The organism is Streptomyces sp. NPDC037054, assembly GCF_055606745.1.
This window is the reverse complement of the sequence record NZ_JBVJSJ010000004.1, coordinates 1-15,587: the sequence shown is the minus strand read 5'-3', so window position 1 is coordinate 15,587 and position 15,587 is coordinate 1. Positions and strand designations below refer to the sequence as shown.

At 70.8% G+C, this 15,587-nt stretch carries 14 protein-coding genes; 10 read left to right on the top strand and 4 right to left on the bottom strand.

From position 1 onward, the window contains the following. The 5 genes from ACZ7D7_RS11025 (at position 1) to ACZ7D7_RS11005 (ending at position 5,965) form a co-directional block, all read left to right on the top strand. Positions 1 to 756 (top strand): acyl-CoA dehydrogenase family protein, encoded by a 756-nt coding sequence (locus tag ACZ7D7_RS11025; RefSeq protein WP_470823728.1) that lies wholly within the window; start codon positions 1 to 3, stop codon positions 754 to 756. A gap of 95 nt (positions 757 to 851) precedes the next feature. Further along, entirely contained in the window at positions 852 to 1,358 is a 507-nt protein-coding gene (locus ACZ7D7_RS11020; protein ID WP_470823727.1) for a formate dehydrogenase subunit gamma, read from the top strand. Then, a complete protein-coding gene (locus ACZ7D7_RS11015) occupies positions 1,355 to 2,923 on the top strand; it encodes a formate dehydrogenase beta subunit (RefSeq protein ID WP_470823725.1) in 1,569 nt (522 codons plus the stop codon). Before ACZ7D7_RS11020 ends, ACZ7D7_RS11015 begins: the two co-directional genes overlap by 4 nt. Continuing rightward, positions 2,920 to 5,736 (top strand): formate dehydrogenase subunit alpha, encoded by a 2,817-nt coding sequence (gene fdhF / locus ACZ7D7_RS11010; RefSeq protein ID WP_470823724.1) that lies wholly within the window; start codon positions 2,920 to 2,922, stop codon positions 5,734 to 5,736. Before ACZ7D7_RS11015 ends, fdhF begins: the two co-directional genes overlap by 4 nt. 1 nt (position 5,737) lies before the next feature. Then, on the top strand, positions 5,738 to 5,965 hold the full coding sequence (locus tag ACZ7D7_RS11005; RefSeq protein ID WP_470823723.1) for a formate dehydrogenase subunit delta: 228 nt from the start codon (positions 5,738 to 5,740) through the stop codon (positions 5,963 to 5,965). Between the two features lie 404 nt (positions 5,966 to 6,369). On the opposite strand, the gene ACZ7D7_RS11000 is transcribed toward ACZ7D7_RS11005, so the two are convergent. Beyond that, entirely contained in the window at positions 6,370 to 6,993 is a 624-nt protein-coding gene (locus ACZ7D7_RS11000; RefSeq protein ID WP_470823722.1) for a carbonic anhydrase, read from the bottom strand. A 131-nt stretch (positions 6,994 to 7,124) separates the two neighbouring features. Between ACZ7D7_RS11000 and ACZ7D7_RS10995 the strand changes: the two genes are divergently transcribed. From ACZ7D7_RS10995 to ACZ7D7_RS10985, 3 genes are read left to right on the top strand one after another with little or no spacing between them, the layout of a single operon-like run. Continuing rightward, positions 7,125 to 8,216 carry a Re/Si-specific NAD(P)(+) transhydrogenase subunit alpha gene (locus ACZ7D7_RS10995; RefSeq protein WP_470823721.1) on the top strand — a complete coding sequence of 364 codons (1,092 nt, stop codon included), beginning with the start codon at positions 7,125 to 7,127 and terminating at the stop codon, positions 8,214 to 8,216. After that, positions 8,216 to 8,530: an NAD(P) transhydrogenase subunit alpha part 2 gene (locus ACZ7D7_RS10990; RefSeq protein WP_470823720.1), complete on the top strand. Its 315-nt coding sequence runs from the start codon at positions 8,216 to 8,218 to the stop codon at positions 8,528 to 8,530. Before ACZ7D7_RS10995 ends, ACZ7D7_RS10990 begins: the two co-directional genes overlap by 1 nt. Then, positions 8,523 to 9,911 (top strand): NAD(P)(+) transhydrogenase (Re/Si-specific) subunit beta, encoded by a 1,389-nt coding sequence (locus ACZ7D7_RS10985; protein ID WP_470823718.1) that lies wholly within the window; start codon positions 8,523 to 8,525, stop codon positions 9,909 to 9,911. Before ACZ7D7_RS10990 ends, ACZ7D7_RS10985 begins: the two co-directional genes overlap by 8 nt. A gap of 71 nt (positions 9,912 to 9,982) precedes the next feature. Here the strand turns inward: ACZ7D7_RS10985 and frc are convergent, their stop codons facing one another. The 3 genes from frc to ACZ7D7_RS10970 all read right to left on the bottom strand — a co-directional run bounded on the left by frc (position 9,983) and on the right by ACZ7D7_RS10970 (position 13,752). Next, positions 9,983 to 11,239 carry a formyl-CoA transferase gene (frc, locus tag ACZ7D7_RS10980; protein ID WP_470823716.1) on the bottom strand — a complete coding sequence of 419 codons (1,257 nt, stop codon included), beginning with the start codon at positions 11,237 to 11,239 and terminating at the stop codon, positions 9,983 to 9,985. A 30-nt stretch (positions 11,240 to 11,269) separates the two neighbouring features. Beyond that, positions 11,270 to 13,003 carry an oxalyl-CoA decarboxylase gene (oxc, locus tag ACZ7D7_RS10975; protein WP_470823715.1) on the bottom strand — a complete coding sequence of 578 codons (1,734 nt, stop codon included), beginning with the start codon at positions 13,001 to 13,003 and terminating at the stop codon, positions 11,270 to 11,272. Between the two features lie 191 nt (positions 13,004 to 13,194). Continuing rightward, complete coding sequence (locus ACZ7D7_RS10970; protein ID WP_470823713.1) at positions 13,195 to 13,752, bottom strand: LysR family transcriptional regulator; 558 nt, start codon at positions 13,750 to 13,752, stop codon at positions 13,195 to 13,197. A gap of 144 nt (positions 13,753 to 13,896) precedes the next feature. Between ACZ7D7_RS10970 and ACZ7D7_RS10965 the strand changes: the two genes are divergently transcribed. Both ACZ7D7_RS10965 and ACZ7D7_RS10960 read left to right on the top strand, forming a co-directional pair. Further along, complete coding sequence (locus ACZ7D7_RS10965) at positions 13,897 to 14,358, top strand: PAS domain-containing protein (RefSeq protein WP_470823712.1); 462 nt, start codon at positions 13,897 to 13,899, stop codon at positions 14,356 to 14,358. A gap of 249 nt (positions 14,359 to 14,607) precedes the next feature. Next, positions 14,608 to 15,587: OFA family MFS transporter (locus ACZ7D7_RS10960; protein WP_470823711.1), on the top strand; the 980-nt coding region annotated here is incomplete at its 3' end.

The following is a 15,587-nucleotide window of genomic DNA, read 5'->3' as shown; positions in this document are numbered from 1 at the left end:
ATGCCCTACCGCTCCGCTCTCGCCCACGTCCTGCACAGCACCGTCGAGCCCGCCGCCGAACTCGCCCGCACCCGGGGGGCGTTCCCGCGCGCCTCCGTCGCCGCCCTCGCGGAGACCGGGCTGCTCGGCCTCCTCACCTCCGTCCATCTGGGCGGCCGCGGCCTCGGGCTCGCCGAGGCCGGCGAGGTGGTGAGCGAGGTGTCGCGCGCCTGTCCGGCCACGGGCGCCGTGCTCCGGTCCCACTACGCCGCCGTCGCGTTCATCGAGGCGTACGGCGCGCCCTGGCTGCGCCGGGAGGTCACCTCCGGCGAGCACCTCAGCACCCTCGCGCTGGACAACGTCGGGGGCGACGGCGCCGCGTCCGCCTCGACCGCCGTCGTCACCGGCGGCGTGGTGACACTCCGCGCCCGCAAGCGGGACGTCGTCGCGGCCGGGGAGGCCGACAGTTACGTCTGGTCCTCCGGGTCCGGCGACGACCTGGCACTCTGGCTGGTCCCGGCGGACGCGTGGGGACTGTACGTCCCGGCCCGGCCGGGCGGCGCCGGGCCGCGCGGCAGCGCCACGTCCACCGTGTGCGCCGACCCCGTGCGCATCCCCGCGAGCACCCGGCTCGGTCAACCCGCCCGCGACATCCGGGACACGGGCCGACGCGACGCGCTGCTCGCCGACGTGCGCGCCTGGCTCGCCTCGCTGCCCGCCGCGGAGCCGGTCATGGAGCCCGCCGCGGAGCCGGTCGGGGCCGACGCGTTCATCTGACCGCTTCCGGACGGTGGACGCGGACATTGCCGACTGCATACAGTATTCGATGACCATTGAGCGACAGAGATGCGCGACGGTCGGGCGGAGGAACCATGACGACGAGCGTCAGTGACATGGCGAGTGACGTGACGAGTGACGTGACGACGGAAGCCGCGATCAACGCGATCGTGGCGAGCCATCGCGGGCAACGCGGCCCGCTGCTGCCGATCCTGCACACCATCCAGGCCGAACTGGGTCATGTCCCGGAGGAGGCCATCGCGTTGCTGGCCCGCGAGCTCAACCTCTCGCGGGCCGATGTGCACGGAGTGGTGACCTTCTACCACGACTTCCGCCGCGAACCCGCGGGCCGCACCAGCGTGCGCATCTGCCGCGCCGAGGCCTGCCAGGCGCTCGGCGCCCGGGAGTTGGTGACCTGCGCCGAGGAGCGCACGGGTGTCTCCCTCGGCCAGACGCGCGCCGACGGCTCGGTCACCGTCGAGCAGGTCTTCTGCCTCGGCAACTGCGCCCTGGGCCCGGCCGTCGAGGTCGACGGCGAGGTGCTCGGGCGGATGAGCGCGGACCGGCTGCGGACGATCCTCGACAAGGCGGTGACGTCATGACCGAGGTCCCCGACGCTCACGTGACGGTGTACGTTCCGCGCGACTCGGCGGCCCGTTCCGTCGGCGCCGACGCGGTCGCCGAGGCGATCCACGCGGCGGCGGCCGAAGCGGGCCGCCCGGTCGAGATCGTGCGCAACGGCTCGCGCGGCATGCTGTGGCTGGAGCCGCTGGTGGAGGTGGTCACCCCCGAGGGCCGCGTCGGCTACGGTCCGGTGGACCCGGCGGACGTGCCCGCGATGCTGGAGGCGGGCCTGCTGGACGGCGCCGAGCACCCGCTGCGGCTCGGCGTGGTCGACGAACTGCCCTGGCTGGCACGGCAGAACCGGGTCACCTTCGCCCGGATCGGCGTCGTCGACCCGCTCTCGGCGGACGACTACGAACGCCACGGCGGCATCGCCGGACTGCACACGGCCCTCGCGCTCCCGCCCGCCGACGTGGTGGCCTCGGTCACCGAGTCCGGGCTGCGCGGCCGGGGCGGGGCCGGGTTCCCGGCCGGCATCAAGTGGAAGACCGTGCTCGACTGCGCCGACGAGCTCAAGTTCGTCTGCTGCAACGCCGACGAGGGCGACAGCGGCACCTTCGCCGACCGCATGGTCATGGAGGGCGACCCGTTCATGCTCATCGAGGGCATGACGATCGCGGCCCACGCGGTCGGCGCGCGCGAGGGCTACGTCTACATCCGCTCCGAGTATCCGGACGCGGTGGCCACGATGCGCGCGGCCATCGGCATCGCCCGCGAGCGCGGCTGGCTCGGCGAGCGCGTCCTCGGCTCGGACCTCACCTTCGACCTGCACGTCCGGGTCGGCGGCGGGGCGTACATCTGCGGCGAGGAGACCTCCATGCTGGAGAGTCTCGAGGGCAAGCGGGGCATGGTGCGGTCCAAGCCGCCGATCCCCGCGATCGAGGGCCTGTTCGGCAAGCCGACCGTGGTGAACAACGTCCTCACCCTCGCCACCGTCCCGGTGATCCTCGCCGAGGGCGCGGAGGCGTACCAGCGGCTCGGCATGGAGCGTTCGCGCGGCACGCAGGTCTTCCAGCTCGGCGGGAACATCGCCCGCGGCGGCATCGTGGAGACGGCGTTCGGCATCACCCTGCGCGAACTGGTCGAGGACTACGGCGGCGGCACGCTCAGCGGGCGCCCGGTGCGCACCGTGCAGGTCGGCGGCCCGCTCGGCGCGTATCTGCCGGAGTCGGACTTCGATCTGCCCATGGACTACGAGGCGTTCGCGGCGGCCGGCGCCATGGTCGGCCACGGCGGTGTCGTGGTCTTCGACGACACGGTGGACATGGCGGCGCAGGCGCGCTTCGCGATGGAGTTCTGCGCGGCCGAGTCGTGCGGCAAGTGCACGCCGTGCCGCGTCGGTTCGGTGCGCGGCGTCGAGGTGATCGACCGGATCGTGGCGGGTGAGCGGCGTGAGGAGAACCTGGCGCTGCTGGAGGACCTCTGCGAGCTGATGACCGACGGATCGCTGTGCGCCATGGGCGGGTTGACGCCGCTTCCGGTGCGCAGCGCCATGACCCACTTCTCCGACGATTTCCTCGCAAGGAAGGAGGGCACGGCATGACTCTGCTCAAGGAACCCGACTTCGGTACTCCCGAGCGGCCCGGTGCGGCGACGGTCCAGGTCGAGGTGGACGGGCTGCCCGTCACGGTGCCCGAGGGCACCTCGGTGATGCGCGCGGCCGCGCTCGCCGGCATCGACATACCCAAGCTGTGCGCCACCGACAGCCTGGAGCCGTTCGGCTCCTGCCGGTTGTGCGTGGTGGAGATCGACGGCCGCCGGGGCACCCCGGCGTCCTGCACCACCCCGTGCTCCGACGGGATGACCGTACGCACCCAGACGCCCAAGGTGGAGAAGCTGCGCCAGGGCGTCATGGAGCTGTACATCTCCGACCATCCGCTGGACTGTCTGACCTGCCCGGCCAACGGCGACTGCGAACTGCAGGACATGGCGGGCGAGGTGGGGCTGCGGCAGGTGCGGTACGGCTACGAGGGCGAGAACCACCTCGACGCCGCGCCCGACACGAGCAACCCGTACTTCGACTTCAACCCGGACAAGTGCATCGTCTGTTCGCGCTGTGTGCGGGCCTGCGGCGAGGTGCAGGGGACGTTCGCGCTGACCATCGAGGGCCGGGGCTTCGACTCCAAGGTGTCGGCGGGTGCCGGTGAGTTGTTCATGGACTCCGAGTGCGTCTCGTGCGGTGCGTGCGTGCAGGCCTGTCCGACGTCCACGCTCCAGGAGAAGTCGGTCGTCGAACTCGGCATGCCGTCCCGCTCGGTGATCACGACCTGCGCGTACTGCGGCGTCGGCTGCTCGTTCAAGGCCGAGCTGCGCGGCGACGAGCTGGTGCGGATGGTGCCGTACAAGGACGGCGGGGCGAACGAGGGCCACTCCTGCGTGAAGGGCCGCTTCGCGTTCGGCTACGCCTCCCATCCCGACCGGGTGCTCAAGCCCATGGTGCGCGACCGGATCACCGACCCGTGGCGGGAGGTCGAGTGGGACGAGGCGATCCGGACGGTCGCCCGGCGGATGCTGGCGATCCAGGAGGCCCACGGCCCGGCGTCGGTCGGCGCGATCACGTCCTCGCGGTGCACCAACGAAGAGGTGTACGTCGTCCAGAAGATGGTGCGCGCGGCGTTCGGCAACAACAACGTCGACACCTGTGCCCGGGTGTGCCACTCCCCCACGGGTTACGGGCTGAAGCAGACGTTCGGCGAGTCGGCCGGCACGCAGGACTTCCGCTCGGTGGCGAAGGCCGACGTCATCATGGTGATCGGCGCCAACCCCACCGACGGGCACCCGGTGTTCGCCTCGCGGATGAAGCGGCGGCTGCGCGAGGGCGCGCAGTTGATCGTCGTGGACCCGCGCCGCATCGACCTGGTGCGCTCTCCGCACGTCGAGGCCGCGCACCACCTCCAGCTGCGGCCGAGCACGAACGTCGCCGTGATCAACGCGATGGCGCACGTGGTCGTCACCGAGGGCCTGGTCGACCAGTCGTTCGTCGAGCAGCGCTGCGAGGGCTTCGACGAGTGGGCGGGGTTCGTGGCGCTGCCGGAGAACAGTCCGGAGGCCGTCGAGCCGATCACCGGCGTGCCGGCGGACGACCTGCGCGCCGCGGCGCGGCTGTACGCGGCGGCGCCCAACGGGGCCATCTACTACGGCCTCGGGGTGACCGAGCACAGCCAGGGTTCCACGATGGTGATGGGCATGGCCAACCTGGCCATGGCGTGCGGCAACATCGGCCGGGACGGGGTGGGCGTCAACCCGTTGCGCGGCCAGAACAACGTGCAGGGCTCCTGCGACATGGGGTCGTTCCCGCACGAGCTGCCCGGCTACCGGCACGTCTCCGACGACGCGGTGCGCACCGTGTTCGAGGACCTGTGGGGCCGGGAGCTGCTGCCGGACCCGGGGCTGCGCATCCCGAACATGTTCGACGCGGCGATCGACGGCTCGTTCCGGGGCCTGTTCGTGCACGGCGAGGACATCGCCCAGTCCGACCCGAACCTCCAGCACGTCAGCGCCGCCCTCGAGGCGATGGACCTGGTCGTGGTGCAGGACCTGTTCCTCAACGAGACGGCCAAGTTCGCGCACGTCTTCCTGCCGGGCGCGTCGTTCCTGGAGAAGGACGGCACGTTCACCAACGCCGAGCGCCGGATCAACCGGGTGCGGGCGGTGATGAAGCCGAAGACCGGCAAGCACGAGTGGCAGATCGTCGCCGAGATCGCCACGGCGATGGGCTACCCGATGGCGTACGGCCACCCGAGCGAGATCATGGACGAGATCGCGCGGGTGACGCCGACCTTCACGGGTGTCTCCTTCGAGGTGCTGGACAAGCTGGGCAGCGTGCAGTGGCCGTGCAACGAGGCGGCGCCGGAGGGTACGCCGACGATGCACGTGGACGCGTTCGTGCGCGGCAAGGGCAAGTTCGTGGTCACGTCGTACGTGCCGACGGACGAGCGGACCACCTCGCGCTTCCCGCTGGTGCTGACGACGGGCCGGATCCTGAGCCAGTACAACGTGGGCGCGCAGACCCGCCGTACCGGCAACGTGGCCTGGCACGCCGAGGACGTGCTCGAACTGCACGCCCTGGACGCGGAGAACCGGGGCATCGGGGACGGCGACATGGTGACGGTGGCCAGCCGGGTCGGCAGTACGACGCTGCGGGCGCGGGTGTCGGACCGGATGCCGCCGGGGGTCGTCTACACGACGTTCCACCACCCGGTGACCGGGGCGAACGTGGTCACGACGGAGAACTCGGACTGGGCGACGAACTGCCCGGAGTACAAGGTGACCGCCGTGCAGGTGGGCCTGGCGCACCCGGTGGGGCGGCACGTGACGGAGTCGGCGGACGACGACCGGCTCGCGGGGGTGGAGTGAGATGGCCGCCGCGGTGCCGCCGGAGCGGCGGATGGCGAACCAGATCGCGCTCAACCTCCGGCATCTGCCCGCCGACCGGGCCGCGCGGGCGATGGCGGAGCACCTGCGCCGGTTCTGGGACCCGCGCATGCGCGGCAGGCTGCTGGAGCTGGTGGACGCCGGCCCCGACGGTCTGGACCCGGTGGTGCTCGCCGCCGCGCGGGAGCTGCGGGAGCCGTCCGTAGGCTGAACCCGAGGGCGCCTCATCTCCCGTCCCGCGGAGGGGAGATGAGGCGCCGTCGTCTCTTCGCCGAGGGCCGTTCCCACGCGACCCGGACCCCGCGCGGACGTTCCCGCCGTGCCGGGGTCCGGCTCAGGCGGCCCTGCCGTGGCAGGGGGTCCCGCCCGGGCGGCCCCGGCGTGGCAGGGGTCCCGGCTCAGACGGCCCCGCCACGACCCGAGCCCCGCCAGGCGGCCCTGCCATGGCAGAGGGTCCCGCCCGGGCGGCCCCGGCGTGGCAGGGGTCCCGGCTCAGACGGCCCCGCCACGACCCGAGCCCCGCCAGGCGGCCCCGCCGTGGCAAGGGCCCCCGCCCAGGCGGCCTCACCGCGGCCCGAGTCCCGCCCAGGCGGCCCCGCCGTGGCAGGGGTCCGCTCAGGCGGCCTCGGTGGTGTGCGGGACGCGGTTGGTGACCGGCCTGACCTCGCCCTCGTGCAGGCGGTAGGAGAGGCCGACGACGTCGGCCCGGCCGCCGAGCAGCGCGGGCGAGCGGTCGCGGAGGAGGGCGACGGTGTGCCGGATGTGTTCGTCGATGACGTCGGACGCCTCGGTCAGGCCGGCCGCTCGCGCGGCGAGCACGCTGGGCGTGACGCGCTCGACGACGTCCCGTACGTAGCCGGCGGGAGCGATGCCCTCGGTCAGGGCTGTGCGGGCGGCGCGGATCGCTCCGCAGGAGTCGTGCCCGAGCACGACCACGAGCGGGCAGCCGAGTTGGCCCACGCCGTACTCGATGCTGCCGAGCACCTCGGGGCCGAGTACATGGCCCGCCGTGCGCACCACGAACAGGTCGCCCAGGCCGCGGTCGAAGACGATCTCGGCCGCGATGCGGGAGTCGGAGCAGCCGAACACGACGGCGAAGGGGTGCTGTCCGGGCGTCAGGGAGGTGCGCCTGGCGGCGTCCTGATGGGGGTGCTCGGGGGTCCCGTCGACGAAGCGGCGATTGCCGGCCAGCAGGAGTTCGAGTGCCTCGGGCGCGGTATGGGGCTGGGTGAGGGTCATGGAGCGAAGGATGCTCAGATTCCATACAGTATTCAATAGGCAGGACAGACTGCATACTGTATTCATTGCCTTTCCGTACCTGTCCACCCCGCACATCGCCTGACAGACATGGACCAGTGAGGAAGACGCACATGACAGTCATCGGAGTACCCAGGGAGAGCGCGGACGGCGAACGCCGGGTCGCGCTGGTGCCCAGGGTCGTCGAACGCCTGCGCGCCGCAGGCCTTTCCGTCGTGGTCGAACCGGGCGCCGGCACCGGCGCCCTGATCCCCGACGCGCAGTACGAGGAGGCCGGTGCCACCCTCGGCGACCCCTGGTCGGCCGACGCGGTGGTGAAGGTCAACCCGCCGACCCCGGCCGAGGTCCACCGGCTCAAGCCCGGCAGTACCCTGATCGGCTTTCTCGCGCCGCTGACCAGGCCGGAGCTCGCCGAGCAACTCGCCCTGGCCGGCGTGCGGGCCTTCGCCATGGAGGCGGTGCCCCGCATCTCCCGCGCGCAGTCCATGGACGCCCTGTCGTCCCAGGCGAACGTGGCCGGCTACAAGGCGGTGCTGGCCGCCGCCGAACACTCCACCCGCTTCTTCCCCATGCTCACCACCGCGGCCGGCACCGTGAAGCCCGCCACCGTCCTCGTCCTCGGCGTGGGTGTGGCCGGGCTCCAGGCGCTGGCCACCGCCAAGCGCCTGGGCGCCCGCACCACGGGCTTCGACGTCCGCCCCGAGGTCGCCGAGCAGGTGCGCTCGATCGGCGCCCAGTGGCTCGACCTGGGCGTCGAGGCGTCCGGCGAGGGCGGCTACGCGCGCGCCCTGACGGAGGAGGAACAGGCCGAGCAGCAGCGGCGGCTGACCGACGCCATCGCCGGATTCGACGTCGTGATCACCACCGCCCTCGTCCCCGGCCGCCCGGCGCCCCGCCTGGTCACGGCCGAGGCCGTGCGGCTGATGCGCCCCGGCGGCGTGGTGGTCGACCTCGCGGGCGAGGCCGGCGGCAACTGCGAACTGACCGAGCCGGGCGAGACCGTCGTACGCCACGACGTCACGGTCACGGCGCCGCTGAACCTGCCGGCGACCATGCCCGAGCACGCCAGCGAGCTGTACGCGCGCAACGTGCTCGCCCTGCTCGAACTCATGCTCAAGGACGGTGCGTTGGCGCCCGACATGACGGACGAGATCCTCGCCGGATCCTGTGTGACGGGCACCGACGAGAAGGTGGAGGTGCGCTGATGTTTCTCGCCAATCTCGCGATCCTGGTGCTGGCGGGCTTCGTCGGCTTCGCGGTCATCTCCAAGGTGCCCAACACCCTGCACACTCCACTGATGTCCGGTACGAACGCCATCCACGGCATCGTGCTGCTCGGGGGTCTGATCCTCATCGGGCAGGCCGGCTCGGACGTCCTGAACAAGGTGCTGCTGGTGATCGCGATCGCCTTCGGCACGATCAACGTGATCGGCGGATTCCTGGTGACGGACCGCATGCTCGGCATGTTCAAGAAGAAGCCGGCCCGGCCCGGTGCCGATGGGGGCGCGAACCATGAGTGACCTGATCTCCGTTCTGTACATCATCTCCTTCGCGCTGTTCATCCACGGCCTGTCGGGGCTGACCGGTCCGCGCACCGCGGTGCGCGGCAACCTCACGGCGGCGGGCGGCATGCTGCTGGCCGTGATCGCCACCCTGCTCCAGCCCGGCACGGGCAACTGGTGGCTGATCGCGCTGGGCGTGGCGATCGGCACGGTCGTCGGCGTGCCCGCGGCGCAGAAGGTCAAGATGACCGCGATGCCGCAGATGGTGGCGCTGTTCAACGGCGTCGGCGGCGGCGCCGTCGCCCTCATCTCCTGGGTGGAGTTCCGCGAGAGCCACGGCTTCGCGGACGTCGCGGCCTACGTCACCGTCACCTCGCTGTTCGCCGCGATCGTCGGCTCGGTGTCCTTCTGGGGCTCCCTGATCGCCTACGGCAAGCTCCAGGAGATCCTGCCGGGACGCCCGATCGGCCTCGGCCGGGGTCAGCAGCCGCTCAACGCCGCCCTGTTCCTGGGCGCCCTGGGCTGTTCCGTCGCCATCGGTCTCGGCGCGCGCTCCGAACTGCTGATCGTGATCGTGCTGCTGGCCTCGGCGGTGCTCGGCGTGATGGTCGTCATGCCGATCGGCGGCGCCGACATGCCGGTGGTCGTCTCCCTGCTCAACGCCTTCACCGGACTGTCCGCCGCGGCCACCGGCCTCGCCATGGACAACACGGCGCTCATCGTCGCCGGCATGATCGTCGGCGCCTCCGGCACCATCCTGACCAACCTGATGGCCAAGGCGATGAACCGTTCCATCCCGGCGATCATCGCCGGCGGTTTCGGCGGTACGTCCACCGGCGCGGGTCCCGGCGGCCCCGGGGGCGACCAGACCGTGCGGCAGACCAACGCCGCCGACGCGGCGATCCAGATGGCCTACGCGAGCCAGGTCGTCATCGTCCCCGGCTACGGCATGGCCGTAGCCCAGGCGCAGCACGCCGTGCGCGAGATGGCGGAACTGCTCCAGGCTCGGGGCGTCGAGGTCAAGCACGCCATCCACCCGGTCGCCGGGCGCATGCCGGGCCACATGAACGTGCTTCTCGCCGAGGCCGACGTGCCCTACGAGCAGTTGAAGGAGATGGACGACATCAACGGGGAGTTCACCCGCACCGACGTCGCCCTCGTCATCGGCGCGAACGACGTCACCAACCCGGCCGCCCGCTCCAACCCGGCCTCGCCCATCTACGGCATGCCGATCCTCAACGTGGACCAGGCGAGATCGGTCATCGTCCTCAAGCGCTCGATGAGCCCCGGCTTCGCCGGTATCGACAACGAGCTGTACACGACGCCGAAGACCGCGATGCTCTTCGGCGACGCGAAGTCCTCCGTCGCCGAGATCACCGAGGAGCTCAAGGCGCTGTAACCGAGCACACGAAAGTGCCGGCCGGGACCAGACGGTCCCGGCCGGCACTTTCGTGTGCTCGCCCGGCCGGCTCAGGCGATGATCTTCTTCTCGCGCAGCGCGGCGATCGTCTCCGTGTCGTAGCCCAGCTCGCTCAGGACGTCGTCCGAGTGCTCACCGAGCAGCGGAGCGCCCTTGATGTCGGGCTGGAAGCGGGAGAACTTGATCGGGCTGCCGACCGTCAGGTAGGTGCCGCGGCCCGGCTGCTCGACCTCGACGACGGTGCCGCTCTTGCGCAGCGCCTTGTCCTGCGCGATCTCCTTCATGCTCATCACGGGAGCGCAGGGGACCTCCCACTTGCGCAGGATGTCGACGGCCTCGTACTTGGTCTTGTCCGCCAGCCACTTCTCGATCTCCTCGAAGATCTCGAAGAGGTGGTTCTGGCGGGCCTTGGCGGTCGCGTACTCCGGGTCCTCGGCCCACTCCGGGCGGCCGATGGCCTCGGCGGTGCGCTTCCAGTTCTGCTCCTGGATGGTGAAGTAGATGTACGAGTTGGGGTCGTCCTCCCATCCCTTGCACTTCAGCACCCAGCCCGGCTGGCCGCCGCCGCCCGCGTTGCCGCCGCGCGGCACGGCGTCGCCGAACTCGCCGTTCGGGTACTGCGGGTACTCCTCCAGGAAGCCGACCCGCTCCAGCCGCTGCTGGTCGCGGAGCTTGACGCGGGACAGGTTGAGCACGGCGTCCTGCATGGACACCGCGACCTTCTGGCCCTTGCCGGTGCGGTCCCGGTCGATCAGCGCGGTGAGCAGCCCGATGAGCAGGTGCATACCGGTGTTGCTGTCACCGATGGCGGCGCCGGACACGGTCGGCGGGCCGTCCCAGAAGCCGGTCGTGGAGGCGGCGCCGCCGGCGCACTGGGCCACGTTCTCGTAGACCTTGAGGTCGTTCCAGGGCGAGTCCTCGTTGAAGCCCTTGACCGACCCGAAGATCAGCCGCGGGTTCCACTCCTGGAGCCGCTCCCAGCTCAGGCCCATGCGGTCCATGGCGCCCGGGGCGAAGTTCTCGACGAGGATGTCGGCCTCGCGGATCAGCTTCTCCATCACCTCGCGGCCCTCGTCGGACTTCGTGTTGATGGCCAGGGAGCGCTTGTTGCTGTTGAGCATGGTGAAGTACAGCGCGTCCAGGTCGGGAATGTCCCGCAGCTGGTTGCGCGTGACGTCACCGCCGGAAGGACGCTCGACCTTCAGCACGTCGGCGCCGAGCCAGGCCAGCATCTGGGTGCAGGCGGGGCCCGCCTGTACGCCGGTGAAATCGATGACCTTGATCCCGGACAGGGGCAGTTGCGTCATGTTCGGTTTCTCATTTCGCAGGTGGAGGAGTCAGTGTTTGGCGGTGATGCCCTTGGGGTTGAGGTGCGCGATGTTCCCGCTCTCCGTGCCGTCCGAGGGGTCGATGACGCAGTCGATGAGCGCCGGCTCGCCAGCGGCCAGCGCCTCGCGCAGGGCGGTGGCGACCTCTTCCGGAGTCGTCGCCTGGTAGCCCTTGCCGCCGAAGGCCTCGATCATGAGGTCGTGGCGGGCCTTGAGGAAGGTCGGTGCCGGGTCGTCGGACCCGGATGCCTCGTCGCCGCGGTAGACACCGCTGTTGTTGAGTACGACGGTGACGATCGGCAGGTTGTAGCGGCAGACGGCCTCGATCTCCATGCCGCTGAACCCGAAGGCGCTGTCGCCCTCGATGGCGACGACCGGCTCGCCGGTCTCCACCGCCGCGGCGATGGCGTAGCCCATGCCGATGCCCATGACGCCCCAGGTCCCGCTGTCCAGGCGGTGCCTGGGCACCTTCATGCCGATGGTGTTGCGGGCCAGGTCGAGCGCGTTGGCACCCTCGTTGACGACGTAGGCGTTCTCGTGCTCGGCGAGTACGTCGCGGATGGCCTGGAGCGCGCCGAGGAACTTCATGGGGTGCGCGGTGCGGGCCGCCTGGAGCCGGCCGGCCATCTTCTCCACGTTCCGCTGGGAGCGGGCGGCGAGTTCCTCCCGCCACGAGGCCGGTGCCGAGATCCGGCCCGGCTTGCTGCGCTCGGCGAGGGCCTCCATCACCGAGGCGATGTCGCCGACGAGCGGCGCGGCGATGGGCTGGTTGCTGTCCATCTCGTGGCCGGCGATGTCGACCTGGATGAACTTGGCGTCCGGGCTCCACTGGGGCGCGTCGCCGTGCCCGAGCAGCCAGTTGAGGCGAGCGCCGACCAGCATGACGACGTCGGCCTTCTTCAGGGCGAGCGAGCGCGCCGTGGCCGCCGACTGGGGGTGGTCGTCGGGCAGCAGGCCCTTGGCCATCGACATGGGGATGTAGGGGATTCCGGTGGTCTCGACGAACTCGCGGATCTGCTCGTCGGCCCGGGCGTACGCGGCGCCCTTGCCGAGCACGACCAGCGGGCGTTCGGCGCCGGCCAGCAGGTCGATCGCCCGGTCCACGGCCTCCGGCTGGGGCAGTTGGCGCGGGGCCGGGTCGACCAGCTCCCACAGTGAGGCGGCGCCCTTGTCGGCGTCGAGCACCTCGCCGAGCACGGCGGCCGGGATGTCCAGGTACACGCCGCCGGGGCGGCCGGAGATCGCGGTGCGCAGCGCGCGGGCGATGCCGCGGCCGATGTCCTCGGCCCGGTGTACCCGGTAGGCCGCCTTCACGAAGGGCTTGGCGGCGGCGAGTTGGTCCATCTCCTCGTAGTCGCCGCGCTGGAGGTCGACCAGGTGCCGCTCGCTGGAGCCGGAGATCTGCACCATCGGGAAGCAGTTGGTGGTGGCGTTGGCGAGCGCGACGAGGCCGTTGAGGAATCCCGGCGCGGACACCGTCAGGCAGATGCCCGGCCTCTGGGTGAGGAACCCCGCCGCCGCGGCGGCGTGTCCGGCGTCGCTCTCGTGCCGGAAGCCGATGTAGCGGATGCCCGATGCCTGCGCGAGGCGTGCCAGGTCGGTGATCGGGATGCCGACGACCCCGTAGATCGTCTCGACTCCGTTGAGTTTGAGAGCGTCGACCACCAGGTGGATGCCGTCGGTCAAAGCGGCCGGCTCGCCGGCTCCCTCCGCTCCCGTGGCCTGTGTGACAGTGTCCGTCATGGTCCGGAACCTCCCTAGAGGGTCGCCCAGTTCGACATTTCGTGGTTCTGGTTCACCATCCGCGCCGTGGTGCGGGCGCGTCCAAGATCTTTTGCCAACCGGCCGATTGACGGTGTTTATCGAGAAGCCCGTGGTCGGCCGGGGTTTTCGACGTCGCGTCCGGGAGCCCCGGGCGGACTCGCGGACCGCGTTCAGTCCGCACCCGCGACGCTCATCAGCCGCTCGTCGCGGGACTCTTCCTCGGCGCCCTGCCAGTCGGGGGCGAGCATCTCGTCGAGGGCCATGCGGGCGGCGGCGCTGCGGAACGCCCGCGCCACGACGGAGCCGGGGGTGGCCGCGTGGACCGCGCGGACCAGTTCCGTGGACGACAGCCGGGAGCCGACCTTGACCCGGGCGAGCGGGTGCATCGCGCGGAACGCGGCGACCGGCAGGGCGGCCGTGGTGGAGACGGTGGGTCCCGTGCCCAGGCGCAGCGTCCCGGTGATGCCGGACTGCATGATGGCGACCTCGGCCTTGAAGGCGTCGTGCTCGGCGAGGATGCGCTTGGCCCACACGACGAGCCGCTCGCCCTCGGGGGTGAGGCCCTCGAAGGTGTGGCCCCGGTTGATCAGCGTGACGTTGAGCTCCCGCTCCAGCTTGGCGATGGCCACCGACAGCGCCGGCTGGGAGACGTAGCAGGCCTCCGCCGCCCGGGCGAAGTGCTTCTCCCGGGCCACCGCCACGAAGTATTCGAGCTGCCGGAACAACATGGAGCGGCTCCTTCATCTGCTGACGCCGATGGTTGCCGGACAGGCCGATCGGCCGCCCCCGCCACCCGAGGACATTGTATGCAGTATTCCTTATTCACAGTGTCTACGCCATACTGTCGACAACAAACAGAGAGGGGAAGCACCGTGGACGCAGAGATCGGGGAGCCGGAGCCCTGGATGGCCCAGGCGCTCGTACGGGAGTCGCCCGAGGCGATCGTGGTCGCCGACACGGAGGGCGTCATCCGGGTCTGGAACCGCGGGTCGGAGCGCATGTTCGGCTACAGCGCGGCGGAGGCCGTGGGGCGGAGCCTCGACCTGATCGTCCCGGAGAAGCAGCGGGCGCGGCACGACAAGGGCTACCAGCGCACCGTGGAAACCGGCGAGACGCGCTACGGCGACCGGCTGCTGGCGGTGCCGGCCACCCATCGGGACGGCCACCGGCTGTCGATCGAGTTCACGGTGGCACTGCTGCGGGACGACACCGGCGCGGTCGCCGGGGTCTCCGCGATCATGCGCGAGGTGACGGAGCGCCGGAACACGGAGCGGGCGCTGCGCATGCGACTGGCGGAACTCGAGCGGAGCGCGCCGGCCCCCTCGCAGGCCTGACGGGAGCCGACGGGCGCCGAAAAGTTTCGCGTACCCCCTGGACACCGGCCGCCGGATACGGGATAACAGTCACCACTCGTCGACTGTATGCAATATACGCAGGAGTGGTTGGGGGGCGCTGGATGACGTAAGTGAGCCGGGGACCGGACGGCGGTGCGCGCGCCGATCGGACCCGGGACCCGTGCGCGCACGGAAGGCACTTGGACAGGGGGCGCTGGCCAGAGCTTTCGACGCTAGGGGCAAGACACAATGACAACGACAGATCTGTCGGCCGCGGTTCCCTACCGGGAGGTCACCGATACCAACGGACGTGTGTTCCGTATCGGTGAGACCGACATCGACATCATGGGCCGCAAGCGCAAGTGGATGGTCATCCTGCCCTGGGTGGGCATGATGGGCATCTCCTCGGCGGAATACGCCTTCGCATCGGCCGAGGACACACTGCACAAGGCCCACCACTGGGGCAGTGCGCACATCTTCTGGATGCTGGGCGTCTGGGTGTTCTTCCAGGCGGCCGTCGCCTTCCCCGCGGGCAAACTCCGCGAGAGCGGCAAACTCCCCGCCCGCTGGGCGATGATGCTCGGCGCACTGGGAACCCTGCTCGGATACGTCTCGCTGGCCTTCGCACCACACGTCGTCGTCGCCTACGTCGGCTTCGGCATGTTCAGCGGCATGGGCGCCGGCATGGTCTACGCGACCTGCGTCAACATGGTCGCCAAGTGGTACCCCGAACGCAAGGGCGGCAAGACCGGCTTCGTCAACGGCGGATTCGCCTACGGCTCCGTCCCCTTCGTCTTCCTCTTCACCGGCTTCATGGACCTCACCAACTTCCGCTGGGTCCTCGTCTCCGTCGGCGTCTTCCTCGCCGCCGTCGTCGCCGGAGCCGGCCACTTCTTCCGCGACCCGCCCAAGAACTGGTGGCCCGCCGACGTCGACCCCCTCAAGGTCCCCGACGACGCCCGGGCCCGCCGGGCCCTGGAGAAGAACCCGCCCGCCGTCCACCAGTACACCCCCCTGGAAGCCTGGCGCACCGGCCGCGTGGCCCTCATGTGGTTCTGCCTGCTGTGCACCTCGGGCGTGAACATCTTCGGCATCGCCTTCCAGGTCCCCTTCGGCAACGAAGCCGGCTTCGCCGGCGGCATCGTCGCCACCGCCATGTCCCTCAAAGCCATCGTGAACGGCACCGGCCGGGGCGTCATCGGCTGGCTCTCCGACCGCTACGGACGCAA